General features: G+C 67.8%; 17 protein-coding genes and 1 pseudogene. 12 read left to right on the plus strand and 6 right to left on the minus strand.

All coding sequences use genetic code 11. From position 1 onward, the window contains the following. The first annotated feature begins 38 nt into the window (after window positions 1-38). The 11 genes from eccA to eccE are packed head-to-tail and all read left to right on the plus strand — an operon-like array spanning window position 39 to window position 14321. Window positions 39-1865, plus strand: a complete 1827-nt coding sequence (gene eccA, locus K0O64_RS01955) for a type VII secretion AAA-ATPase EccA (RefSeq protein ID WP_083542754.1) — start codon at window positions 39-41, stop codon at window positions 1863-1865. Further along, the gene (gene eccB / locus K0O64_RS01960) at window positions 1862-3394 is read left to right on the plus strand and encodes a type VII secretion protein EccB (RefSeq protein ID WP_096309651.1); all 1533 of its coding nucleotides are present in this window, start codon (window positions 1862-1864) and stop codon (window positions 3392-3394) included. The genes eccA and eccB overlap by 4 nt, the downstream gene beginning before the upstream one ends. After that, complete coding sequence (gene eccCa, locus K0O64_RS01965; RefSeq protein ID WP_220045974.1) at window positions 3391-7383, plus strand: type VII secretion protein EccCa; 3993 nt, start codon at window positions 3391-3393, stop codon at window positions 7381-7383. Before eccB ends, eccCa begins: the two co-directional genes overlap by 4 nt. Beyond that, window positions 7380-7691 (plus strand): PE family protein, encoded by a 312-nt coding sequence (locus K0O64_RS01970; RefSeq protein ID WP_096309653.1) that lies wholly within the window; start codon window positions 7380-7382, stop codon window positions 7689-7691. Before eccCa ends, K0O64_RS01970 begins: the two co-directional genes overlap by 4 nt. Next, the gene (locus K0O64_RS01975) at window positions 7691-9229 is read left to right on the plus strand and encodes a PPE family protein (RefSeq protein ID WP_096309654.1); all 1539 of its coding nucleotides are present in this window, start codon (window positions 7691-7693) and stop codon (window positions 9227-9229) included. The genes K0O64_RS01970 and K0O64_RS01975 overlap by 1 nt, the downstream gene beginning before the upstream one ends. 13 nt (window positions 9230-9242) lie before the next feature. Next, entirely contained in the window at window positions 9243-9536 is a 294-nt protein-coding gene (locus K0O64_RS01980; protein ID WP_071948006.1) for a type VII secretion protein EsxS, read from the plus strand. Continuing rightward, entirely contained in the window at window positions 9536-9823 is a 288-nt protein-coding gene (locus K0O64_RS01985; protein ID WP_083117358.1) for a WXG100 family type VII secretion target, read from the plus strand. Before K0O64_RS01980 ends, K0O64_RS01985 begins: the two co-directional genes overlap by 1 nt. A gap of 3 nt (window positions 9824-9826) precedes the next feature. Next, window positions 9827-10666, plus strand: coding sequence for an ESX secretion-associated protein EspG (locus tag K0O64_RS01990; RefSeq protein ID WP_096309655.1), 840 nt, complete (start codon window positions 9827-9829; stop codon window positions 10664-10666). Window positions 10667-10687: 21 nt separating this feature from the next. Beyond that, on the plus strand, window positions 10688-12082 hold the full coding sequence (gene eccD / locus K0O64_RS01995) for a type VII secretion integral membrane protein EccD (RefSeq protein ID WP_096309656.1): 1395 nt from the start codon (window positions 10688-10690) through the stop codon (window positions 12080-12082). Then, the gene (mycP, locus tag K0O64_RS02000; RefSeq protein WP_096309657.1) at window positions 12079-13446 is read left to right on the plus strand and encodes a type VII secretion-associated serine protease mycosin; all 1368 of its coding nucleotides are present in this window, start codon (window positions 12079-12081) and stop codon (window positions 13444-13446) included. The genes eccD and mycP overlap by 4 nt, the downstream gene beginning before the upstream one ends. After that, window positions 13443-14321 carry a type VII secretion protein EccE gene (gene eccE, locus K0O64_RS02005; RefSeq protein ID WP_096309658.1) on the plus strand — a complete coding sequence of 293 codons (879 nt, stop codon included), beginning with the start codon at window positions 13443-13445 and terminating at the stop codon, window positions 14319-14321. The genes mycP and eccE overlap by 4 nt, the downstream gene beginning before the upstream one ends. Here eccE and K0O64_RS02010 read toward each other — a convergent pair. Beyond that, window positions 14301-15323 (minus strand): CopD family protein, encoded by a 1023-nt coding sequence (locus K0O64_RS02010; protein ID WP_096309659.1) that lies wholly within the window; start codon window positions 15321-15323, stop codon window positions 14301-14303. The genes eccE and K0O64_RS02010 overlap by 21 nt on opposite strands. A gap of 94 nt (window positions 15324-15417) precedes the next feature. Next, window positions 15418-16614 (minus strand): DNA polymerase domain-containing protein, encoded by a 1197-nt coding sequence (locus tag K0O64_RS02015; RefSeq protein WP_096309660.1) that lies wholly within the window; start codon window positions 16612-16614, stop codon window positions 15418-15420. Window positions 16615-16680: 66 nt separating this feature from the next. Here K0O64_RS02015 and fadD2 point away from each other — a divergent pair. Next, a pseudogene (fadD2, locus tag K0O64_RS30125) lies at window positions 16681-18359 on the plus strand (long-chain-fatty-acid--CoA ligase FadD2). Between the two features lie 214 nt (window positions 18360-18573). Here the strand turns inward: fadD2 and K0O64_RS02025 are convergent. From K0O64_RS02025 to K0O64_RS02040, 4 genes are all read right to left on the minus strand, one after another. Beyond that, window positions 18574-20772, minus strand: a complete 2199-nt coding sequence (locus K0O64_RS02025) for an acyl-CoA dehydrogenase family protein (RefSeq protein ID WP_096309662.1) — start codon at window positions 20770-20772, stop codon at window positions 18574-18576. A gap of 100 nt (window positions 20773-20872) precedes the next feature. Continuing rightward, entirely contained in the window at window positions 20873-22192 is a 1320-nt protein-coding gene (locus tag K0O64_RS02030) for an MFS transporter (RefSeq protein WP_096309663.1), read from the minus strand. Next, on the minus strand, window positions 22170-23156 hold the full coding sequence (locus K0O64_RS02035; protein WP_225933599.1) for a 2-hydroxyacid dehydrogenase: 987 nt from the start codon (window positions 23154-23156) through the stop codon (window positions 22170-22172). Before K0O64_RS02035 ends, K0O64_RS02030 begins: the two co-directional genes overlap by 23 nt. Continuing rightward, window positions 23132-24253 (minus strand): alpha/beta hydrolase, encoded by a 1122-nt coding sequence (locus K0O64_RS02040; protein WP_096312651.1) that lies wholly within the window; start codon window positions 24251-24253, stop codon window positions 23132-23134. Before K0O64_RS02040 ends, K0O64_RS02035 begins: the two co-directional genes overlap by 25 nt. Window positions 24254-24268 lie beyond the last annotated feature (15 nt).

Genomic DNA, 24268 nt, shown 5'->3' on the forward strand with positions numbered 1-24268 from the left:
GATGGGGGTGGCGTCGACGGCTGCCCCGCACGATGCCCATGGACAACGGTTTAGTGACTTCGGCACGCCCAGCGCGCCTCGATGCGGATCTGGTGAGCAGGTTCGCCACCTGCTGTAAAGCGCTCGGTCTGCCGGTATACGACCGGCGCCGACCCGCCGACATACCCGCCGCGCGCCGGGCCTTCACCGAACTCACCCGGGTAGCCCACGACCACTGTGATGCCTGGACGGGCCTGGCCGCGACTGGCGCTGCGACGCTCGACGTGCTGGCCGCGGTGGTCCGTACCGCCGACACCAGTGGGGTGCTGCAGCGGCGCATCGAACTGCCCGCCGGGGCACTCGGCTTCGATTACGACACCGGGCTGTACCTGCGGTTCCGAGCCACCACCACCGATGACTTCCGGCTCGCGTACGCCGCGGCGCTGGCGATCGACGGCGCCTTCCACACCGCCGAGGAGATCGTCAGCGAGATCCGTGCGCGACGGCCCCAGTGGCGCGAAGCGCGCTGGGTCGATGTGGCCCTGCGGTCCCGGGCGCAGCGCTGGTCGGACGTCGTCAAGCTGCTCACCCCAGTGGTCAACGACACCGCACTCGACCCCTTCTTCGCGCACGCCGCCAAAGTCGCTCTCGGTGTGGCGCTGGCACGGCTCGGCATGTTCGCGCCCGCACTGTCCTATCTCGAGGATCCCGACGGCCCGGTCGCGGTGGCCGCGGTGGACGGCGCTCTGGTCAAGGCGTTGTCCCTGCGGGCCTACGGTGACGAGGACACCGCCGCGGACGTCTTGCAGGATCTGTACGCCGCCAACCCGGACAACGAGCAGGTGCAGCACGCGCTGTCCGATCCCACCTTCGGGATCGCCACCACTACGGCCGCCCGTATCGATGCCCGCACCGACCCGTGGGACGTCGAAACCGAGCCCACGGCAGACGATTTCATCGATCCTGACGCGCGCGAACGCAAGGCCGCGTTGCTCGAAGAGGCCGAACGGGAGCTCGGCGAGTTCATCGGCCTCGACGAGGTGAAGAACCAGGTGTCGCGATTGAAGAGCTCGGTCGCGATGGCGTTGCGGCGTGAGGAGCGCGGACTGGCCGTCGCTCAGCGCACCCATCACCTGGTCTTCGCCGGTCCGCCCGGAACCGGTAAGACCACGATCGCGCGCGTGGTGGCCAAGATCTACTGCGGGCTGGGACTGCTCAAGCGGGAGAACGTCCGCGAGGTGCACCGCGCCGACATGATCGGACAGCACATCGGCGAAACCGAGGCGAAGACAAACGCTCTCATCGACAGCGCGCTCGACGGCGTTCTGTTTCTGGACGAGGCGTACGCATTGGTCGCCACCGGCGCGAAGAACGACTTCGGTCTGGTGGCCATCGACACCCTGCTGGCGCGGATGGAGAACGACCGCGACCGTCTGGTCGTCATCATCGCCGGTTATCGCGCCGACCTCGATCGCTTCCTGGACACCAACGAAGGCCTGCGCTCGCGATTCACCCGCAGCATCGTCTTCCCGTCCTACTCGGCGGCCGAGCTCGTCGAGATCGCCGTGGCGATGGCGGCCAACCGGGACAGCGTGTTCGAGCCCGCAGCGCTGCAGCATCTCGAGGAGCTGTTCGGCCAGCTCGCGGATTCGTCGACGCCCGACTCGACCGGGATCGCGCGGCGAAGCCTCGACATCGCCGGCAACGGACGATTCGTCCGCAATGTGGTCGAACGGTCCGAGGAGGAAAGAGAATTCAGGTTGGACCACACCGACCTCGCCGGTGCTGACTTCACCGACGAGCAGCTGATGACCATCACGGCGGCCGATGTGCGCGCCTCCGTCGTACCGCTGCTGCGTGGCCTTGGTTTGACGGTGCCCGCATGAGTGGCGACGACCGGCGGTCTTTCTCCTCCCGCACACCGGCGAACGACAATCCGGAGCGGGTGACGTACCGGCGTGGATTCATCACTCGCCACCAGGTGACGGGTTGGCGATTCGTCATGCGCCGCATCGCATCCGGGCTGGCTCTGCACGACACGCGGATGCTCGTCGACCCGCTGCGCAGCCAGTCACGCGCGGTCATGATGGGCGTGCTGCTGGCCGTGACCGCGGTGATCGGCTGCTTCGTGTTCTCGGTGCTGCGTCCCGGCGGAGTACCGGGCAGCGACCCGGTGCTGGCCGATCGCGCCACGTCGGCGCTCTACGTTCGTCTCGGCGACCGCCTGCACCCGGTGCTGAACCTGACGTCCGCGCGGCTGGCCGTCGGGCGCCCGGTGGATCCCACCACCGTCACCGGCGACCAGCTGGACACGTTCGCCCGCGGCAGCCTCATCGGCATCCCGGGCGCACCGGAACGTATGGTGCAGAACACCTCTCGTGACGCCGACTGGGCAGTGTGTGACGGCACCAGCGGAGCCGCAGACGCTGCCGGTGTGACCGTGATCGCCGGCCGGCTGGAACGTGGCGGAGCGCGAGCCGACGTGCTCGGAGCGGGTCGTGCCGTGCTGGTGAACGGCGTCGAAGGAACCTGGCTGCTGTGGGACGGCCGTCGTAGCGCGATCGACCTCGCTGACCGGCCCGTCACCGACGCGTTGGGTCTGCCCGCCACACCGCCCGCCTCGCGGTCGATCTCGCCGGGCCTGTTCAATGCGATTCCGGAGGCCCCCCCATTGCGCATCCCGCCGATCCCCGACGCGGGGCTCCCCACGGCCTATCCTCTGCCCGGCGCGGCCCCGATCGGTGCCGTCGTGATCGCCTACCGCAATGACGGCACCCCGACGAACTATGCCGTGTTGCCCGACGGTCTTCAGCCCATCAGCCCTGTGCTGGCGGCGGTGCTGCGCAACGCGAACTCGTACGGGTTGGCGCAGCCGCCGCAGCTTGGCGCCGATGACATCGCCCGGCTACCGGTATCGTCGCTGCTCGACGTGTCGGCGTTTCCCGCCGGACCGGTCAAGCTGGTGGACGCCGCGGCCGCACCGGTGACCTGCGCGCAGTGGGCCAAGATCGACGGTGCGGCAACGAGTTTGATGACCCTGCTGTCCGGTTCGGTGCTGCCGCTGCCCGCCGGGACCCATCCGGTCGAGCTTGTGGGTGGCGCCGATCCCGGCACGGCGGCCAGGGTGGCTCTGCCACCCGGTCACGGCTACTTTGTCCAGACGGTCGGCCAGCAGCCGGCGTCCCCGCCCGCGGGATCGCTGTTCTGGGTGTCCGACACCGGAGTCCGGTACGGCATCGGCGGCGATCCGAAGGGCGCCGAAAAGACCGTCGCCGCATTGGGTCTGACGAATCCGCCGCTGCCGATCCCGTGGTCGGTGCTGACACTGTTCGCTCCCGGCCCTGCCCTGTCCCAAGCCGACGCCCTCGTCGTGTACGACGCGGTCCGGCCCGTAGTCCAGCAGGAGACCCGATGAGCCGGCTGATCTTCGAGGCGGGGCGGCGGCTGCCGGCTCCCAAAACCAACAAGGGCACGATCGTCATCGAGCCGCCGCCCGAGCTGCCGCGAGTGGTACCGGCATCACTGCTGCGCAGGGCGCTGCCGTTCCTGATCGTCATTCTGATCGTAGGCATGATCGTGGCGATGGTGGCCACCGGAATGAAACTCATTTCGGCGCAAACCCTGTTCTTCCCCTTCGTGCTGCTGCTCGCCGCCACGGCGCTCTACCGCGGAACCGACAACAAGATGCGCACCGAGGAGGTCGACGCCGAACGCGCGGATTATCTGCGCTATCTGTCGGTGATCCGGGACAACGTGCGCACCGAGGCGGCCGCGCAACGCGATGCGCTGCTGTGGTCGCACCCCGATCCCGCCGCCTTGACCGCCGTTCCCGGATCACGAAGGCAATGGGAGCGCGACCCCCACGACAGTGACTTCCTGGTGCTGCGCGCCGGGCTGCACGACATCCCGCTGGCCACCACGCTGCGGGTCAAGGACACCGCCGACGAGGTCGATCTGGAGCCGGTGTCGCACAGCGCACTACGTGCCCTGCTCGACACGCAGCGCACCATCCGGGACGCGCCGCGGGGCATCGACCTGAAGGCGGTGTCACGGATCACTGTTCACGGTCATGCCGAGGAGGTCAGGGCCGCGCTACGGGCGTGGCTGGCTCAGGCCGTCACCTGGCACGACGCGGCGTCGCTGGGAATCGCGCTGGCGAGCCCGGAACTCGAGTCGCCGACGTGGAGCTGGCTGAAATGGCTGCCGCACAGCGACATCCCCGGGCAGCTGGACGGCTGCGGTCCCGCCCGCTATCTGGCGGCGACCACCGACGATCTGATCGCCTCTCTCGGTCCGGCGCTGGCCGACCGCCCGCTGTTCGGCGTCGACGCGGAAGATCCGCTGCGGCATCTGCTGGTGGTGGTCGACGATCCGGCGCACGCACCGGAGGATTCGGTGCTGGCCACCGGTTGGTCGGGGGTCACGGTGATCTACACCGCCGCAGCAGACTCCGCGCCGCGGCCGGGGCACTACGCCGACCCGGAACGGCCGGTACTGCGGCTCACCGGCGGGGCGATCCAGCGGTGGGAGAGTGACGGCTGGCAGACCTATGTCACCCACGCTGACCAGATGGCACCGGCCGACGCCGTGCATCTCGCCCGCGGCCTGGCGCGCTGGGACTCCAACCCCACCCATGCCGGCCTGCGTTCGCCGGCCACCAGAGGCGCGAGCTTCACCACGCTGATGGGGATCCCGGACGCCTCGGCACTCGACATCGCCGACGTATGGGCGCCGCGGTCGCGCGACGAGGAGCTGCGGGTACCCATCGGCGTCACCGCGACCGGCGTGCCGCTGTACTTCGACCTCAAGGACGAAGCCGAAGGCGGGATGGGCCCGCACGGTCTGATGATCGGTATGACGGGTTCCGGCAAGTCCCAGACGCTGATGTCGATTCTGTTGTCGCTGTTGACAACTCATTCGGCCGACCGGCTCATCGTGATCTACGTCGACTTCAAGGGCGAGGCCGGCGCCGACATCTTCCGCAACTTCCCTCAGGTTGTCGCCGTCATCTCCAATATGGCGGAGAAGAAGTCACTGGCCGACCGGTTCGCCGACACGCTGCGCGGTGAGGTCGCTCGCCGGGAAAGCCTGTTGCGCGACGCCGGACGCCGCGTGCAGGGCAGCGCCTTCGGCTCGGTCGCCGAATACGAGGCTGCGCGCCCCGCTGCCGAAGCCGTCGGCATCGAACTGCCCGCGCTGCCAACGCTGTTCGTGGTCGCCGACGAGTTCACCCTCATGCTGTCCGAGCACCCCGAATACGCCGAACTGTTCGACTACGTCGCGCGCAAAGGCCGCTCGTTCCGGATCCACATCCTGTTCGCGTCGCAGACCCTGGACATCGGCCGCATCCGCGACATCGACAAGAACACCTCCTACCGGATCGGCCTCAAGGTGGCCAGCCCCGCCGCCTCGCGACAGATCATCGGTGTCGAGGACGCGTATCACATCGAATCGGGCAAGGAGCACAAGGGAGTTGGCTTCCTGGTGCCCGCGCCGGGTGCCGCCCCGATCAAATTTCGCAGCACCTACGTCGACGGAATCTACGATCCCCCACGACCGGTCACCTCGTATATCGTCCCGTCGGCACCCGAACCGGTGGCGTTCACCGCAGGCCCGGCCGCCCTCAACGAGGACGTCGTGGTGCTGTCCGATCACGAGATCGAACCGGCTGTGCCGCGCAAGCTGATCACCACGATCGGGGATCAGCTGGCCCAGTATGGCCCGAAAGCACCGGCGCTGTGGCTGCCCCCGCTTGACGAGCCGGTCGAGCTGGACGAGGTGCTCGCCGGTGCCAACGTGCCGACGCGGCAATGGCGCTGGCCGCTCGGTGAGATCGACCTGCCGTTCGAGATGCGACGGGACCCGTTGATCTTCGACGCGACGTCGTCCGCGGGCAACATGGTGATCCACGGCGGTGCCAAGTCTGGGAAGTCCACGGCCCTGAAGACATTCGTGCTGTCCGCAGCGCAATTGCATTCGCCACGCGATGTCACGTTCTACGTGCTCGACTACGGGGGCGGCCGGCTGCGCGGCCTGGAGGACCTGGCCCATGTGGGCAGTGTGGCCTCGCCGCTCGAGCCGGAGCGGATCCGGCGCACGTTCGGCGAGCTGGAACAATTGTTGCGTTCGCGGCAACGCAACGCCGGACACCACGGGACGTACTCCGATTCCTACGGGGAGGTGTTCCTGGTGATCGACAACCTGTACGCGTTCGGGCGCGATAACACCGACCAGTTCAACACCCGCAACCCCCTGCTGGCCGTCGTCACCGAGCTCGCCAATACCGGCTTGGCGCACGGTATTCACGTGGTGATCACCACACCGAACTGGCTGGAAGTACCGCTGGCGATGCGCGACGGTCTCGGCCTGCGTCTGGAACTGCGCCTGCCCGACCCGCGCGACAGCAATGTGCGGGTCAACGACTCCCTGCGCCGGCCCGCGGAATCTGTACCGCACGACCAACCGGGCCGTGGCCTGACCATGGCGGGGGAGCACTTCCTGTTCGCCGAGCCGGACCTGGCTCGGATACCGGCGATCAATGCGGCCTACCCGGGACTGCGCGCACCTGCGGTGCGGCTGTTGCCCGCCGAACTCGACCCTCTCGCGGTGGCGCCGCTGTATCGCGGAGGCGAGCGAGTGGTACTGGGACAGCGGGAGTTCGACCTGGGTCCGGTGGTGCACGATTTCGCCGAGCATCCGTTGTTGATGGTGCTGGGTGACGGCAAGACGGGCAAGACCACCCTACTGCGGCACGTCATCCGCACCATCCGCGACAACTCGAACGCCGCGGACGTGGCATTCACGGTCTTCGACCGTCGCCTGCACCTCGTCGACGAGCCCCTGTTCCCCGACAACGAGTACAGCGCCAACGTCGACCGGGTCACCCCTGCCGTGATGGGACTCTCGGCACTGCTCGAGCAGCGTCGACCACCGTCGGGTTTGACCGCCGCTGAACTGTCGACGTGGGACTACCGCGCCCGCACCGGCTCCGCACACACTCACTACCTGATCATCGACGACGTCGACCAGATTCCCGACGGTCCGGCGATGAGCGGACCGTATGCCGGACATCGGCCATGGACGCCGGTGCTCGGGTTACTCTCGGCGGCAGGCGATCTCGGCCTACGAGTTATCGTCACCGGTCGGGCAGGCGGATCGGCGCACGCCCTGATGACAAACCCGCTGCTGCGCCGTATGAGCGACTTGCAGGCCGCAGTACTGATGTTGTCCGGTAATCCCGCGGACGGCGCAAAGATTCGCGGGCACCGGTTCACCCGACTGCCCGCCGGGCGCGGCATGCTGCTCGGCGATGGTGACGGCGTCGACCACATCCAGCTCGTCAATCCATTTATCCATGCGCACAGCGCATCTCATGCTCGCCACACAGAGGAGGATCCGACATGACCCTGCGTGTCGTCCCGGAGGGGCTGGCCGGCGCCAGCGCCCAGGTCGCTGCTCTCACCGCACGGCTTGCCGCTGCCAACGCCGCGGCGGCGCCGATGATCACCGCCGTGTTGCCGCCCGGCGCGGACCTCGTGTCGCTGCAGACCGCCGCCGGGTTCAGCGCCCAGGGCCTCGAACACACGGCAACGGCTTCCCAGGGGGTCACCGAACTCGGTCGATCGGGTGCGGCCGTCGCCGACTCCGGCGCCGGCTACGCCGCCACCGATGCTGCCGCCGCCCAGTCCTACCTGATCGCACGGGGAGGCTGATGACCGCGCCAATCTGGTTCGCCTCACCACCGGAGGTGCATTCGGCGCTGCTGAGCGCGGGCCCCGGTGCCGGTCAGATGCTGGCCGCGGCCTCGGCTTGGGAAGCATTGAGCATCGAATATGCCTCAGCCGCAGTCGAACTCACCCAAGTCTTGGCCACTGTGCAGGCCGGGTCGTGGCAGGGTCCGAGCGCCGAACAATACGTCGCGAGCCACGCGCCCTATCTCGCGTGGTTGGACCAGGCCAGCGCAGACAGTGCCAGTGCCGCCGCCCAGCAGCAGACCGCGGCCGCCGCGTACACCGCGGCCCTGGCCGCCATGCCCACACTGCCCGAATTGGCCGCCAACCACGCCGTGCACGGCGTCCTGATGGCCACCAACTTCTTCGGCATCAACACGATCCCCATCGCCATCAACGAAGCCGACTACGTCCGGATGTGGATCCAGGCCGCCACGACGATGAGCGTCTATCAAACGGTCGCCGGTACCGCGTTGGCCGCCGCACCCCGAAGTGCCCCGGCTCCGACGATTGTGCTGCCCGGAGGCGAGGCAGCATCGTCGGTGACGGCGCTCTCGGCCGCCGCACAGCCGCAGGCCGGCGAATCGGGCTCTGCGCTGACGAATTCGAACAGCATCCTCGATCTGCTTGAGGCCTACATCAAGTCCCTTCCCGATGGCGACCTCATCTGGGACTTCCTCACCCATCCGGTGCAGAGCATCCAGCAGATGATCGTCGACTTCCTGACCAACCCGGTTCAAGCCTGGCAGGCCTGGGGGCCGCTGCTCTCGGCGCTGGCCTACCAGGCGATCTTCCAGCCGGTCGGGTGGACCACCTGGGGCCTTGTCTTGAGCTCACCGCTGTGGGCCCCGATGCTCCTCGTTGCCGGGCTACCCCTGCTGGGATTGCTGACGCTGGTACCGAATCCGCCTGCGCCCGAGGCGGCGGCGGATCCGGCCCCGGCGCCGACCCCATCGCGGCAACCGAACCTGTGGCCCGTCTCGTCAGCCGCGCCGACCGTCCCAGCCACCGCGCCCGCGGCGCCGACCGCGGCCGGTGCCCCGGCGGCCACGCCGGCTCCGGCGGCACCGGCACCGGCGGCGCAGGCGATGTTCTACGCGGTCGGCACTGCCGATCCCGATGATGGGCCAGGCCCGACGTTGATCGAGGGCAGCGGAGCCAAGGCGCCCGTTTCCGAGGCCGCACCGGCCGCGGCCGCGCTGTCTTCGGTGCAGGCCAAGGAACGCGCCAAGCGGCGCCGTGCACAGCGGATCAAGGATCGCGGACACCGCGACGAGTACATGGACCTCGACAGCGACACCGGCCCGCCGTCGGAACCGGAGCCGCACTCCACCACGTCATCGTCTGACCGGGGTGCGGGAACGATCGGATTCACCGGCACCGCAACGAAAGCCCGCGGTGTCACGGCCGCCGGGCTGACAGAGCTGGCCGGTGACACACACGACGAACGTCCCACCGCGCCGATGCTTCCGGCCACGTGGACGACCGATCCACCCGAAACCGATTATCACCGAGAATGATTGGAGAAATAACGTGAGCATGCTGGATGCCCATATACCGCAGCTCGTGGCCGCCGAGGCCGCCTTCGGCGCCAAGACTGCGCTGATGCGCAGCACGATCGCCCAGGCCGAACAGGCGGCCATGGCCTCGCAAGCCTTCCACATGGGAGAGTCGTCGGCTGCGTTCCAGGCCGCGCACGCGCGGTTCGTCGAGGTGGCCGCGAAGGTCAACTCGCTGCTCGACATCGCGCAAGTGAACCTCGGCGAGGCAGGGGCCACCTACGTCGCCCAAGATGCCGCCGCGGCAACGACATACGGAGGGTTCTGATGTCCCAGATCATGTACAACTACCCGGCAATGCTCGGGCACGCCGGTGATATGGCCGGATACGCCGGCACGTTGCAGGCCGTCGGCGCCGATATCGCCACCGAGCAGTCCGCACTGCAGGGTGCCTGGCAGGGTGAAACCGGTATGACCTACCAGGCCTGGCAAGCGCAGTGGAACCTCGCCATGGAAGAACTGGTGCGTGCCTACCGAGCGATGGCCGGCACGCATGAGACCAACACCCTCTCGATGCATGCGCGCGACCAAGCCGAAGGCGCCAAGTGGGGCTGAGACTTGGCCGCACCTAACGCGGTCGAGCTGACCGCCGATGCCGCGTGGCTGGTCGCTGAAACGATTGGTGCCGGTACGTTCCCGTGGGTTCTGGCGATCACACCGGCCGTGGCCGACGAGCGGGAGGCCCCGGCGGTCCGGACTCGATTGCGATCCGAACTGACTCGTGCTCGGGTGATGTCCGACGCCGGGACGGTGAATCCGGCCGTGGCCCGCTGGACTCGTACGGTGTGCGCGCCGCAACGGTGGCTTGAGCTTCGCTATGTGCGGGCGGCAGGCACCGAACTGTTGCGGGGCCTGGTGGCGCGCCGCGGTGATGAGACCGTTGCGGCACTGCGCAGCGGTGAGCTCGTCACCTTCACCGAACTCGACATCAGCGAGCCGTTCCAACTTGCCCCGGTTGTGGCCGCCGGCCTGACCGGTCGCGCACCGGCTCGTTTCACCGAATTCAGCCTGCCGACCCGCGTCGGGGTCCGCGCCGACGAAAAGCTCCGCATGGGAGCTGATCTCGATGGCGTGCTGGACCACCTGGGCATCCCCGCCTCGGCAGTCCCAGTGGTGCGATCGGTGTTCAGCGGACCACACAGTTATGTCGAGGTGCGCGCCGGATGCGCCTGCGATGGCGTGCACAGCCTCAGCGAGGTCGGTCTCGGCATCATCGATGCCGACGCCGGCCGGGTATTGGTGAACCCGGAACGCGCAGCCGACGGGGAGTGGCTGTCGACTTTTTCACCGGGCACTCCGTTCGCGATCGCGCTTGCACTCGACCGCCTCGCGGGCCTGCTACCGGATGGCCGCTGGTTTCCCGCCGCCGCGCAGGTACGCGACTTCTCCAGCATCTGATAATCGAGAGAGAGAACGACAATGACCGAAACCCCGGTGCTGCCGATCGTCCGGGTCGCCGTGTTGGCGTACGGCCGTATCACCGATGTGGTGCTACCTGCGGAGCCGCCGCTGCGCGAGATCCTGCCCGCGGTGAAGCGGCTCGTACCGCCGCCGGAGTCGCACGAGGGAACCGTGAGCACCACCCCGATGACTCTGGCCCCGATCGGCGGCGCGCCGTTCAGCCTCGACGCCAACCTGGACACCGTCGGGGTCGTGGATGGCGATCTGCTTGCGCTGCAGCCGGTTCCGGCCGGGCCGACGGCGACCGGCATCGTGGAGGACATCGCCGATGCGGCCGTTATCTTCTCCGCCGCCCGTACAAGGCCATGGGGGCCGCATCGCCTGCAGGCGGGTGCTCGGCTCGCGGCCGCGGTCTTCGTGGTCGCACTGTCCGCCGTAGCGGTCGCGCACCGAGCCGTGACGTCCTCGACCGTCGGTCTGTACGCGGTCGCCGCGTTGGCGGTCCTTGCAGCGGTCACCGGGATGGCATTGCGCGCCAAGTCGGCCCGGCTCGCCACGCAGGTGTCGGCGGCGGCGCTGCTGCCGATCGCGTCGGCCTTCTGGCTGGCCGTACCGGGACTGTGGGGATCGCCGCATGTGATGCTGGCCGCGGCTGGTGTGGCGGCATGGTCGTTGATCGTGCTGACCCAAACCGAGGATGGCGTCGGGTTCTTCACTGCCACAGCCGTTGTGGGCGTCGGTGCGCTGGTGGTGGCCGGTGCTTCGGCCCTCTGGCAGCTGCCTGCCCGCACCGTCGGTTGTGTGCTGATCCTGGCGGCGCTGCTGCTCACCGTGTCGACGCCCGCACTCGCGGCGATGTGGGCGCGGTTCCCGCTGCCGGTGATCCCGGCGCCCGGTGATCCGACGCCGTCGAGCCCCGCGGCGCGGCTGCTCGCCGATCTGCCTCGCCGGGTGCGGGTCGGTGAGGCTCATCAGACCGGTCTGATCGCGGGCTCTGTGCTGTTGTCGAGTGCGGGGTCGCTGATCGTGGCCGGGCGGACCGAGGGACCGGGAGTCTGGGGCTGGTATCTGGTGGGCGCCGCAGCCGCGGCGGCAGTGCTGCGCGCCAGGGTATGGGACACCCCCGCGTGCAAGGGTTGGCTGCTCGCCCAGCCGTTCCTGGTCGCCTGCGGACTGCTGGTCGCGTTCGTCGTGGACCACCGATTTGTTGCCGCCCTGTGGGCGCTCGTGGTGCTCGCAGCGCTCACCGCGGTGTGGGTGGTGGTGGCCGTCAATCCGGATACCGCTGCCGCGGAGCGCTATTCGCTGCCGGTACGTCGGCTCGTCGGCTTCCTCGCCGCCGGTCTGGACGCGTCGCTGATTCCGGTGATGGCCTATCTGGTCGGCATCTTCACATGGGTCCTCGATCGATGATGCGGACCACCGCGGCCGCCGCGGTGGTGCTGCTGATCACCGCGCCGGCGGCCGGTGCTATCAGTCCACCCGTTGTCGACCCGGGGGTGCAACCTCCGGCGGGGACCACCGGACCGACCGCCGGGATGGCCCAGCGCTCCGAATGCGTGACGACGGGGGTGCGCCCGGGCAGCGACCCCGGCGCGGTGAACGCCAATAGCGCGATGCTCAATTTGGCTGGCGCCGTGCAGTATTCGCGCGGTGAGGGTCAAACGGTGGCTATCATCGACACCGGGGTGCGCCCGGGCCCGCGGCTGCCGAATGTGGTCGGCGGCGGTGATTATCTTGCGTCGGGGGACGGACTGACCGACTGCGACGGGCACGGAACGCTCGTCGCCGGAATCATCGGCGGGCAGCCGGGGCCAGACGGGTTCAGCGGGGTCGCGCCGGCGGCCCGGCTGCTGTCGATCCGGCAAGCCTCGCCGCGGTTCACGCCCAACGCCGGCGGAAAGGACCCGGCGGCGGTGCAGGCAAGTGTCGAGATCGAGACGCTGGCCCGCGCGGTGGTCCGTGCGGCCGACCTTGGTGCCACCGTCATCAACATCTCCACCGCGACTTGTCTGGCCCCCGACAAGCTCGGCGATCAACACGCTCTGGGTGCTGCCCTGCGATACGCCGCCATCGACAAAGACGTTGTGATTGTGGCCGCGGCAGGCAATTCTGGCGCCTCCATGGACGGCACGCCGGGCACACAGTGCGCGTCGAATCCGTTGGGCGACCCCGCCCGGCCGGGCGATCCCCGCAACTGGGCCGGCGTCGGTTCGGTATCGGTACCGTCCTGGTGGCAGCCGTACGTCCTGTCCGTCGCGGCGCTGACCGCGGACGGGCAACCCACCGACTTCACGATGGCAGGCCCGTGGGTCGGTATCGCCGCGCCCGGCGAGGACATCGTGTCGGTGAGCAACGATGCCGCGGGCGGACTGGCCAACGGAATGCCCGATGGCCGCGGTGGGATGGCACCGCTGAACGGAACGAGTTTCGCCGCCGCCTATGTCGCCGGTGCGGCCGCACTGGTCCGCAGCCGCAACCCCGGCATGCACGCTGACGAGGTGGTCCGCCGGCTGAGCGCGACCGCGCACAACGCGGCGCAGGCACCCTCCAATCTCGTCGGCGCAGGTGCATTGGACCCGGTCGGCGCCCTCACCTGGACCGTCAACCCTGTCAGCGACACCGCGCCCGCCACCAAACATGTTGCGGCCCCGCCACCGCCGGCACCAGTCGATCACACCCCGCGCACGGTGGCCTTCATCGGAACGGCGGTACTCGCGGTCGTCGTCGTTGCGGTCGCGATCGTGACCCGCAGACGCAAGGAAGAACTGGAATGACGCATATCCCCGGACCGGGCGCCGGTCGGCTCACCATTATTGTGCTGGCTGTCGTCTCAGCTGTGCTCACCTACCCGTGGCGGTCGAACTTCGATCGCTGGGCGTTGGGCATCGCTGTCGCTGTAGTGCTGGTGTCGCTGATCTGGTGGCGCGGTCGTTACCTGACCACGATCCTGTGGCAGCGACTCCGAATCATGAGCAGCCGCAAGGCGATCGAGGTCTCATCCGACGACGTTCGCTGGATGGGTTCCGATGCGGTGACGACGGTCTTGCTGCGGGTGGACGATCGCGGCACCGAACTGCCGCTTGGTGTTCTGACCGGTTATCTCGACCGCTTCGGATTGGCCTGCGACGCGGTCCGGGTGACCACCCGCCGGCTGGGCAGCTCGACCACGACGTGGATCGGGTTGACGTTCAGCGGGGCTCGGAATCTGGCGGCCCTGCGGGCCAGGTCGGCGCAGATACCGCTGCGTCAGACCGCGGAGAACGCGGCTCGCCGTCTGGCCGGCAATCTGCGTGAAAGAGGCTGGAAAGCAACGCTCGTCGATGCCGACGACCTGCCCGACCTCTTCGCGGACGGTGCCCGTGAACGGTGGCGATCGGTCAGCGACGCGCGCGGCTTCGTGACGACGTACTCCGTCGCGAATCCGGAGTCGGCGCTGACCGGCGTGGGCGCCAGCGACTCACCGGAGGTGTGGACGGTGGTCGAGATCGCCGGATCCTCGCCGCGGCCGAAGCTCAGAGCCGGGGCCGCAATCCGTACCGAAGACCCACCGAACAGCTCGACCCCGCTACCGGGGCTGACGTTGATCTCCGGGCGCCAGGCCATTGCTTTGGCTGCGCTGCATCCGTTGTCAGGTGTGCGCCTGGTCTGACGGCGCAAGGGGCCGCACCGAGCGCCGGGTGCCTGCCCACATCGCGGCCCCGACGACGGCGATCAATACGACGCCGGTGCTGAAGGTGCTCAGGTCGAACGACACGGCGGCGGGGGCGCCGGCCTGCGCGCGCGCCGACCCGCGCAGGAACGGTACGACGGCCAGAACGCAGACCGCCACCAGGGCTTCACCTAGGACCACTGTCGGAAAGTGTTGAGCAGCAAGCCGGAACACACCGCGGCGATCACCGCCCTGCTGCAGCGCGTGAATTCTCGGCAGAAGCACGCGGACGTTGTAGCCGCCTGCACACAGCAGCACGATCACTAAAACCAGCTTCACTGCCAGCGCTCGTCCGTACGCGGTAGTGAACAACTGGCCCGGTGTTCCCACGTGGCTCCACGCCAACCAGGTACCGCTGACGATCAACGCCCCAACGGCGATCATCGCCACCAGACTGAACCGTTCCCAAATCTGGGCCCAGTCATCCGCCACACGACTGTCCTGGTCACGGGTCCTGCTGCGGCGCAGCGCAACTGCTGTTGCGGCCAATACCACCAGACCGCCCACCCAGGTGACCGCACCGATCACGTGCACTGCCGTGAGTGCATTCGAGGCGACTCGGCTCAGATTGGAATACTGCAACGGGATCACCGGAAGCGCCGCGGCGACCAGCGCGACGGCGGCGACACCGCGAGCCAACGCCCGCGAGTTCGTCCACCGCATCGCCACCAATCCGCAGGCGACCAACGCCAGCGCGAGCGACTGGACGAGTGCCAGCCCGGTGACATGGGTGGTGGCACGAAGGTGCAGCACGAGACCGAGCATCACGAGGACCGCGGCCGGTACCCCCAGACTGCGTACCCCGCGGGAGACCGGCCCGTCGGGTACGGCGAATGCCCCCACGGTCAGCCCCATACCGAGCGGAACGGACAGACTCAGGTAGTAGACGACCTGGGTGACGACTTCGACGGCTGCCGGAGCTGGCGGAGCGGTGCCGGGCACGGTGACATCCTTACCTACGAACTGTTACTGACTTGCACGCTAGAGTCCCCGGCTTTGTTCACCCTGTGCGTGAACTGTGCGTGGCATCTGGCGTTCAGGGCCGACCCTGACGCCCCGAATACCCTTCCCACGGGCTGTAATCCGCGATCAGTTCTTCCTGTGCCGGCCGCTGCTCCTCCGGCACATGTTCGAGGTTGATCCGGATGCGATACCAGATCGAACTCGGTCCGCGCATCCCGTCGACCAGAATGTCGTTGGGCTGCAACGTCTTCGCGGCCTCGGGGTGGCGGGCACGCCAGACGTCCAAGGCCGCCAGAGCCTCGTCGCGGGTCTTGGTGCGGGCGACCTCGATCAGCGGCTTGTTGCCTTTCGGTGGTTTCTCGGCAGGCCCGAGTTCCTCGGCCAGCTGCAGCAGTGCATCCAGCGAGCCGACGGCGTCGTCCATCGACTCCCACGGATCGTCGCGCTCGGCGAAGCGGGCCGGGACAGTCAGGATCGTGAACTCCTCGGCCCGGCAGCCGGGGACCTCGTCCCATGTCAGCGGCGTCGACACCCGCGCGTCCGGGGTGGCCCGCACCGAGTAGGCCGACGCGACCGTGCGATCTTTCGCGTTCTGATTGAAGTCGACGAAGATTCGTTGTCCGCGTTCTTCCTTCCACCACTGGCTACTGGCCAGGTCGGGTGCGCGGCGCTGCACCTCGCGGGCCACGGTCTCGGCCGCCAGCCGCACCTGCTTGAACGGCCACTGCGGTGCGATCCGGGCATAGATGTGGAAACCGCGCGACCCCGACGTCTTGGGCCAGGCGGTGAGTCCGTGGTCCTCGAGCACCTCGCGCGCCACCTGAGCCACCTCCAGGATCTGCGGCCACTCGACACCGGGCATCGGATCGAGGTCGATCCGCAGCTCGTCGGGATGATCGAGATCGCCCGAGCGGACCGGATGCGGGTTGAGATCGACGCAGCCGAGATTGATCGCCCATGCCAGTCCGGCAGGTTCGCGGAGCACCGCCTCCTTGGCCGACGTGCCGCGGGCGTAGCGCAGTTCGGCGACGTCGATCCAGTCCGGGCGCTTCTCAGGGGCGCGCTTCTGGAAGATCGCTTCCTCGGTGATGCCCTTGACGAACCGTTTCAGGATCATCGGCCGATCGGCGACACCACGCAGCGCGCCGTCGGCCACCGCAAGGTAGTAGCTGACGAGGTCACCCTTGGTGACCGGAGCGCGCCCGTCGGCCGCGGGGAAGACCACTTTGTCGGGATGGCTGATGGTGACCTGGCGACCGTCCACGTCCATGAAGCCATGGTAATTAGGCAGCTCGTTCCGTCTTGGCTGCGACGTACGTCACCTAGGGTTGAAACCATGCCCAGTCTTTTCGATCTCCCCGCACAGGCACTGGCCAAGGCTCAGCAACTGGCCGATCGCGGCTCCGCTGAGCTGCACTACCTGTTCAAGATGATCGAGTCCGGCGCGTTCCGGCTCGAGCCGCCGCAGAATCTCGTGGCGATGGTGGCCGACATCCGCCGCTGGGGTGAAATCGGGATGGTCCCTGCGCTCAACGCCCGCCGAACGCCCAACAAGCTGGCGATCGTCGACGACGAAGGGTCGATGACGTACAAGGAACTCGACGACGCCGCGAATGCGGTCGCCAACGCGTTGCTGGCCAAGGGTGTCACCGGCGGCGACGGCGTGGCGATCCTGGCTCGCAACCACCGCTGGTTCGTGATCGCCAACTACGGCGCAGCGCGGGTCGGTGCGCGCACGATCATGCTGAACACCGAATTCTCCGGGCCACAGATCAGAGACGTCTCCGAGCGTGAGGGCGCCAAGCTGATCATCTACGACGACGAGTACGCCGAGGCTGTCCAGCTCGCCGAGCCGCCGTTGGGCAAGCTGCGCGCGTTGGGGACCAATCCGGACAAGGACGAGCCGTCGGGCTGCACCGACGAAACCCTGGCCGACGTCATCAAGCGCAGCAGCAGCGCGCCGGCGCCAAGGCCACCAAGCGCTCGTCGATCATCATTCTCACCAGCGGCACCACCGGAACCCCGAAGGGCGCCACCCGCAACACCCCGCCGACCCTGGCGCCGATCGGCGGGATCCTGTCCGCCGTGCCGTTCCGCGCCGGCGAGGTCACCTCGTTGCCGTCGCCGATGTTCCATGCGCTGGGGTATCTGCATGCCACGATCGCGCTGACGATGGGCTCGACGCTGGTGCTGCATCGAAAGTTCAAGCCCGACATCGTGTTACAAGACGTCCCGAAGCACGGGGTGACGGCGATCGTGGTGGTGCCGGTCATGCTGTCGCGGATGCTCGACGCGCTGGAGAAGATGGAGACCAAGCCGGACCTGTCGTCGCTGCGGATCGTGTTCGTCTCCGGCTCCCAGCTCGGGGCGGAGCTGGCCACCCGGGCGCTGAAGGACATCGGTCCGGTGATCTACAACATGTACGGCTCAACGGAAGTCGCGTTCGCGACGATCGCCGGGCCGAAGGATCTGCAGATGAATCCGGCCACCGTGGGTCCCGTCGTCACGGGTGTCAAGGTCAAGATCCTCGACGACAACGGTAACGAGCTGCCGCAGGGTGAGGTGGGCCGGATCTTCGTCGGCAACAGCTTCCCGTTCGAGGGCTATACCGGCGGCGGTCACAAGCAAATCATCGACGGGCTGATGTCATCCGGTGATGTCGGCTATTTCGATCACAACGGCTTGCTGTTCGTCAGCGGCCGCGACGACGAGATGATCGTCTCGGGCGGCGAGAACGTCTTCCCCGCCGAGGTCGAGGACCTCATCAGCGGACATCCCGACGTCGTCGAGGCGACCGCACTCGGGGTGGACGATCCCGACTGGGGCGCCCGGCTGCGGGCCTTCGTCGTGCTGAAGGAAGAAGCCGAGCTCACCGAGGAAGCCGTCAAGAACTATGTGCGCGAACACCTTGCGCGCTAAAAGGTTCCGCGCGAGGTGGTGTTCTTGGCCGAGCTGCCGCGCAACCCCACCGGCAAGATCCTCAAGCGCGAGCTGCGCGACATCGAGGTGCAGTAGCGCCCCGTCGTTTAAGCCCTCGCGCGCGCTCCCTTTCGCCCAAATCGACGATTCGCAGCGAAAGTGCGAGTAGGTCGCTGCAATTCGTCGATCTCGGCACTGCGCCCAAGTGGCTGCCGGGGTGACTGCGGCGAATGTGCGGTTTCATACTTAACACGCCGCGAACAGCGTATGCACCCGCACACTCGCTGCAATTCGTCGATCTCGGCGCAGCCTACGGGTCGCGGGGCAGGCCCAGCAGCCGCTCGGCGATGATGTTCAACTGCACCTCCGAGGTGCCGCCGTAAATCGTCGTCGACCGGCTGCCCAGCAGGTACTCCGCCCACTTGCCTTGCAGCTGATCGGGATCGCCGATCGCCCCGTCGATGCCGAACGACGACACCGCGAACTCGGCGTAGCCCTGGCCGGTGCGCATCGACAACAGCTTCGAGATCGCGGCCGACGGCATCGCATCACCGCCGGCCAGTGTCAGCAGCGTCGAGCGCAGGTTTAGCAGCTTGGCCGCATGCCCCTCGGCGATCAGTTCACCGGCGCGGTGATGGCCGATCTGGTCGAAGTGGCCGTCGCTGACGAACTTCACGAAGCCGTCGAGGTTGGCCAAAAAGCCGGGCTCGCTGCTGCCGATCGAAACCCGTTCGGCCGTCAGGGTATTGCGACTGACCTCCCAGCCGCGGTCGACCTCGCCCAGGACCAGCTCGTCGGGCACGAACACGTCGTCGATGAACACCGTGTTGAACATCGCGTGGCCGGTGAGCTCACGCAGCGGCTTGACCTCGACGCCCTCGGCCTTCATGTCGAGCAGGAAATACGTGATGCCGTTGTGCTTCGGCGCGCTGGGGTTCGTCCGCGCCAACAGCGCTCCCCACTGCGCGTACTGGGCGCCGGTGGTCCAGATCTTCTGCCCGGTGATCCGCCAGCCACCGTTGACCTTGGTGGCCTTGGTGGTCAGGCTGGCCAGGTCCGACCCGGCTCCCGGCTCGGAAAACAGCTGGCACCAGATCATTTCGCCGCGGAACGTCGGCGGCAGGAAGCGCTGCTTCTGCTCGTCGTTGCCGAACGCCACGATTGACGGGATCAGCCAGGCGGCGATCCCCATCTGCGGGCGCTTGACCTGCCCGGCCGTGAACTCCTGGGCGATGATGATCTGCTCGATCGGCTTGGCGGCCCTGCCCCACGGCTTCGGCAGATGCGGCTGCACCCAGCCCGCCTCGGCGATCGCGGCCTTGCGCTCTTCCCGCGGAATCGCTTTCAGCGCAGCTACTTCCGCGCGGATCTCGTCGCGCAGCTTCTCGGTCTCGGGGTCGAGATCGATGTTGATCGGCCGCATGCCGGTGCTCGTGGCGGTGTCGAACACCTTCTGCTGATACTCGCTGGCGCGCCCGAACGCCGCGACCAGACCCAGGGTGCGGCGGTAGTAGACGTTGGTGTCGTGCTCCCAGGTGAAACCGATGCCGCCGTGCACCTGGATGCAGTCCTGGGTGGTGTGCTGGGCGGCGGCCGGCGCCAGACTGGCAGCCACGGCCGCGGCGAACTCGTACGCCGTTTGCTCGTTGTCCCAATCCTTTTCGGCGGCCTCATCCAGTGCGCGGGCGGCATCCCACACCGCCGCGGTGGCGCGCTCGGTGTCGGCGATCATCTCCGCACACTTGTGCTTGATGGCCTGGAATTGGCCGATCGGCCGGCCGAACTGCTCGCGAATCTTGGCGTACGCCGCTGCGGTGTCGGTGGCCCAGCGGGCGATGCCGACCGCCTCGGCCGACAGCAGGGTGGTGAGGATCGCGCGGCCGGCCGGCTGCGACAGGTTGGCCAGCACGCGGTCGCCGGTGACCTCGACGGCGTTGGCACGCACATGCGCCACCGGACGCAGCAGGTCCACCGAGTTGACCGGTTCGATCTCCAACTGGTCGGCGTCGAGGATCACCCATTCCACGCCGCTTTCGATGGCGACCGGAAGCACCAGCACCGAGGCCTGCGCGGCGGCGGGCACCGAGCGGGCTTCCCCGCGGATGACCAGCGACCCGTCCTGCCGGGTGGCGGTCAGGCCCGACTCCAGGGCACAGGTGGCGATGAGCTCGCCCGCGGCCAACTTGCTCAGCAGCTTCGTGTCGGGATCGTGGGCAGAGATCAGCGCGCTGGCGATGGCCGACGGCACGAAGGGCCCGGGCACCGCGCCGTAGCCGAACTCGGCGATCACGATCGCGAGCTCGAGCAGACCGAAGCCCTGGCCGTCCACCGACTCCGCCAGGTGCAGGCCATGCAAGCCCTGTTCGGCGGCCGCTTTCCAGTACGGCGGCGGGGTGGGCAGCGGCGTCTCGAGGGCCTCGTGCAGAACCTCAGACGGTGCGACGCGTGCGACGAGGGACTTCACCGAGTCGGCGAGGTCGTTGTGCTCAGGTGTGATCGCGATGGGCATCGTTGCGCCTCCCTATTAACCGGTGGGTTGGGAGCCAGGTTACCGGCACGATCGTGTACCCCTCCAGGTGGCGTACATGCCAGTGGGACGACGGGACCGCTTACCGCCCGCTCCGGTCGGGGGTCGCGCGCAGGACCACCACCACGACGGCCGAGATGATCATGAAGATGCCCACCGCCCACATACCGGCCTTGTCGCTGCCGGTGAACTGGTTCAGCGCGCCGGTCGCATACGGGGCGGCGAATCCGCCGAGATTGCCGATCGAATTGATCAGCCCGATGCCGCCCGCGGCGGCCGCACCCGTGAGGAACTGAGCGGGCAGCGCCCAGAAACTGGGAATCGCGCTGAACACCCCCATGGCGGCGATACACACCGGGACCATCACCAGCAGGGGGCTGTGCAGATACAGCGCGACCGGAATAGCCAAGCCGCCCAATCCCATTGGGATCGCGACATGCCAGACGCGTTCGCTCTTGCGGTCGGCGTGCCGAGACCACATGTACATCGCGATAGCGGCCAGGGTGTACGGCACCGCGGTGATCAAACCCACCTGCACGATCGACAGGTGCACGTCGAAGGTCTTCTTGAAGTCCGCGATAATCGACGGCAGGAAGAAGGCCAGCGCGTACAAGCCGTAGGCGACGCCGAAGTACACCAGGGACAGCAGCCAGATTCGCGGGCTGGTCAGCGCGCGGCGCAGCGGAAAGTCGAAGTTGCCCGCGACCTCGCGTTCCTCGGCGGCCAGCACGTCGATCAGCCACTGCCGTTCGTCGGGCTGCAGCCAGTGAGCGTCGGCGGGCCGATCGGTCAGATAGAACCAGCAGATGACGCCCAGGATGATCGCCGGCAGGCCGACTCCGATCATCATGAACTGCCAGCCGGCCAGCCCGAACACACCCTCACCAGCCTGAATCATCCACGCCGCCACCGGAGTTCCGACGGCCGCCGCGACCGGGCTCGCCATCATGAACATCGCCACGATCCGCGCCCGGTAGGCGGCGGGGAACCAGCGGGTCAGGTAAAAGATCACGCCCGGGAAAAGCCCGGCCTCGGCCACGCCGAGCAGGAACCGCAACGCCAGCAGCGTCGGTGCGTTGGGTGCGAATCCGATTGCCACGGCGACGATTCCCCACGACACCGCGATGCGGGCCAGCCAACGGCGGGCACCGAAGCGTTCCAGGGCCAGGTTGGACGGCACCTCAACCAGCACGTAGCCGATGAAGAAGATGCCCGACGCCAGCCCGAACATGCTCGCGGTGAGCTGGAGGTGCTCGCTGATATCGGCTTTGGCAATGCCGAGATTGGTGCGGTCGAGGTAGTTGACGAAGTACAGCGCCATGAGAAACGGGACGGCGCGGATGATCACCTTGCGTAGCGTGCGCGCCTCGAGCGTCTTCTCACCGGTCGATGAGACGGACATCCTGCCTCCCGTTGACGACGTTGACCAGGTTGCGGCCGTCGTGCAGACGGCGGCAGTTGTCGACGGCCTGGATCAGGTAGCGGCGCATGGTGTCGACGGTGTACCAGGTGACGTGCGGGGTCACCACGACGTTGTCGAGCTGCAGCAGCGGGTTGCCGGGGTCGACGGGTTCGTCGGCGAACACATCGAGGCCGGCGGCGGCCAGCCGGCCGTCGCGCAGCGCATCGGTCAGGGCGGCTTCGTCGATGACACCACCGCGAGAAGTGTTGACCAGTACCGCGTGTGGCTTCATCGCATCCAGTGCAGCCCGGTTGATCAGCTTGTCGGTGGCCGGGGCCAGCGGCAGATGCAGGGTGACGATGTCGCTTTCGGCCAACAGGTCCGGCAGTGCACGCCAGGTGTCGGTGCCGTCGTCGGCGGTGTTGGTGTGCAGGACAGTGCCGCCCATCGCGAGCACGATCTGCTCGACGCGTTTGGCGATGTTGCCGTACCCGACGAGTCCGACTGTGCAGCTGCCGATGTCGCGCACCGTCTCACCCAGGCTGGGATCCGTCGGCCAGCCCTTCCCCTGCCGGGTGAGCCGGTCCAGCACGGGGAGTCGGCGTAATGCCGCGAGCATCAGCAGTACCGCACCCTCGGCGACCGAGGGCGCGTTGGCACCGGGCATGTTGGCCACCGCGATGCCCAGTTCGCTCGCGGTCTCGACGTCGATGGTGTTCACCCCGGCACCCAGTTTGTGCACCAGGCGCAGTCGCGGTGCGCGGCGCAGGTCGTCGCCGGACAGTGGCCGCAGGACATGCCAGATCGCGTCGGCCTCGGGCAATTGCCGGTGCAGCGTCTCGTCGTCGTCTTCGTGGCACCAGTGGATATCGAGCCAATCTGATTCCGGTGCAACGATGTTCAGCACGTTCTCGCCGGGCAAGAAGTGCGCCAGGACCCTTACCGCCACCGCTTGTGAATCCACTTCACAATCGTGTCCGCCTGCTCGCTCCGCGCTCCCGGGGTGGTGAAGTAATGGTCGGTGTCGATGGCGCACATGGTTTTGTCTGTGCTGGCCAACGCGTCGTAGATCCGTTGGGCGTCCGAGGGGAACACCCCGGTGTCTTGTTCGGCGTTGATGACCAGTGCCGGGACGTTGACCCGCGCCAGATGTGGTTCGGCGCGAGTCTGCGCGGTCTTGAGACTCCACATGCCCAGCCAGTTGCGCAGCGTGCACGCCGCGGCGATGCCGTAGGCGGAGCGGTTGGCCTTCACCGGAATACCCGCGTAGCAGAGGTTGGGCTGACGTTTGGTGGGCTCGATGGCCGGGTCGACCATGCGCGGATCGGCCCAGGTGCGCATGACGGTGAACGGCCGGTCGGAGAACCCGGCGGCCTGCACTCGCTTGAGTTCGGTCTCGGCCCAATCGGTGATCGCGTGATTGCGGGCCACCTGGGCGGACCGGTAGCGGGTCAGAAAGTCGTCGGAGAACGGCGGCCCGTTGCGTTCGTCGAACAGATCAAGGGTGGGATCGGTGGCCACCGGATCGTTCTCGTCGACGACGGCGCCGTCCATCCAGGCAGTCAACACGTCGGGACGCCCGGGGTGCGCGGCGCTGGCGATGTAACCGTCAGCGGCCGGTAGTTCGGAAAGGCCCGCGGCGGGCCGCATCCCCTCCAGCGGTGTGACATTGGGCTCGACAGCCTGCGATTGATAGGCCGCCATCAACGAACCGCCGCCCGAGTTGCCCAGCAGGACAACCGTTTCCACACCTTGCACGTCGCGCAGCCAGTGCACGCCGACACCAATGTCGACCAGGGCGTGGTCGAGCATGAAGCTGCTCTCGAATCCCCGGAAGCGAGTGTTCCACCCGAGGAAGCCGACCCCTCGGGTGGCCAGGTAATCGGCGAGGTAGTGCTCGGAGAAGTCGATCTGATAGTGCGTGGCGATGACGGCGACCTTGGGCTTGCGCCCGACACCCCGGTGGTAGAGGCCCTGGCAGGGATGCCCGCCGGCACCCGCTCGGCGGGCGGTGGGCGAGGGCACCCCGATGAACTCACGCACGACTCCGGGGGTGGGCATGTCGGTGGCCTCCTC

Source organism: Mycolicibacterium pallens (genome assembly GCF_019456675.1).
Taxonomy (GTDB): domain Bacteria; phylum Actinomycetota; class Actinomycetes; order Mycobacteriales; family Mycobacteriaceae; genus Mycobacterium; species Mycobacterium crocinum.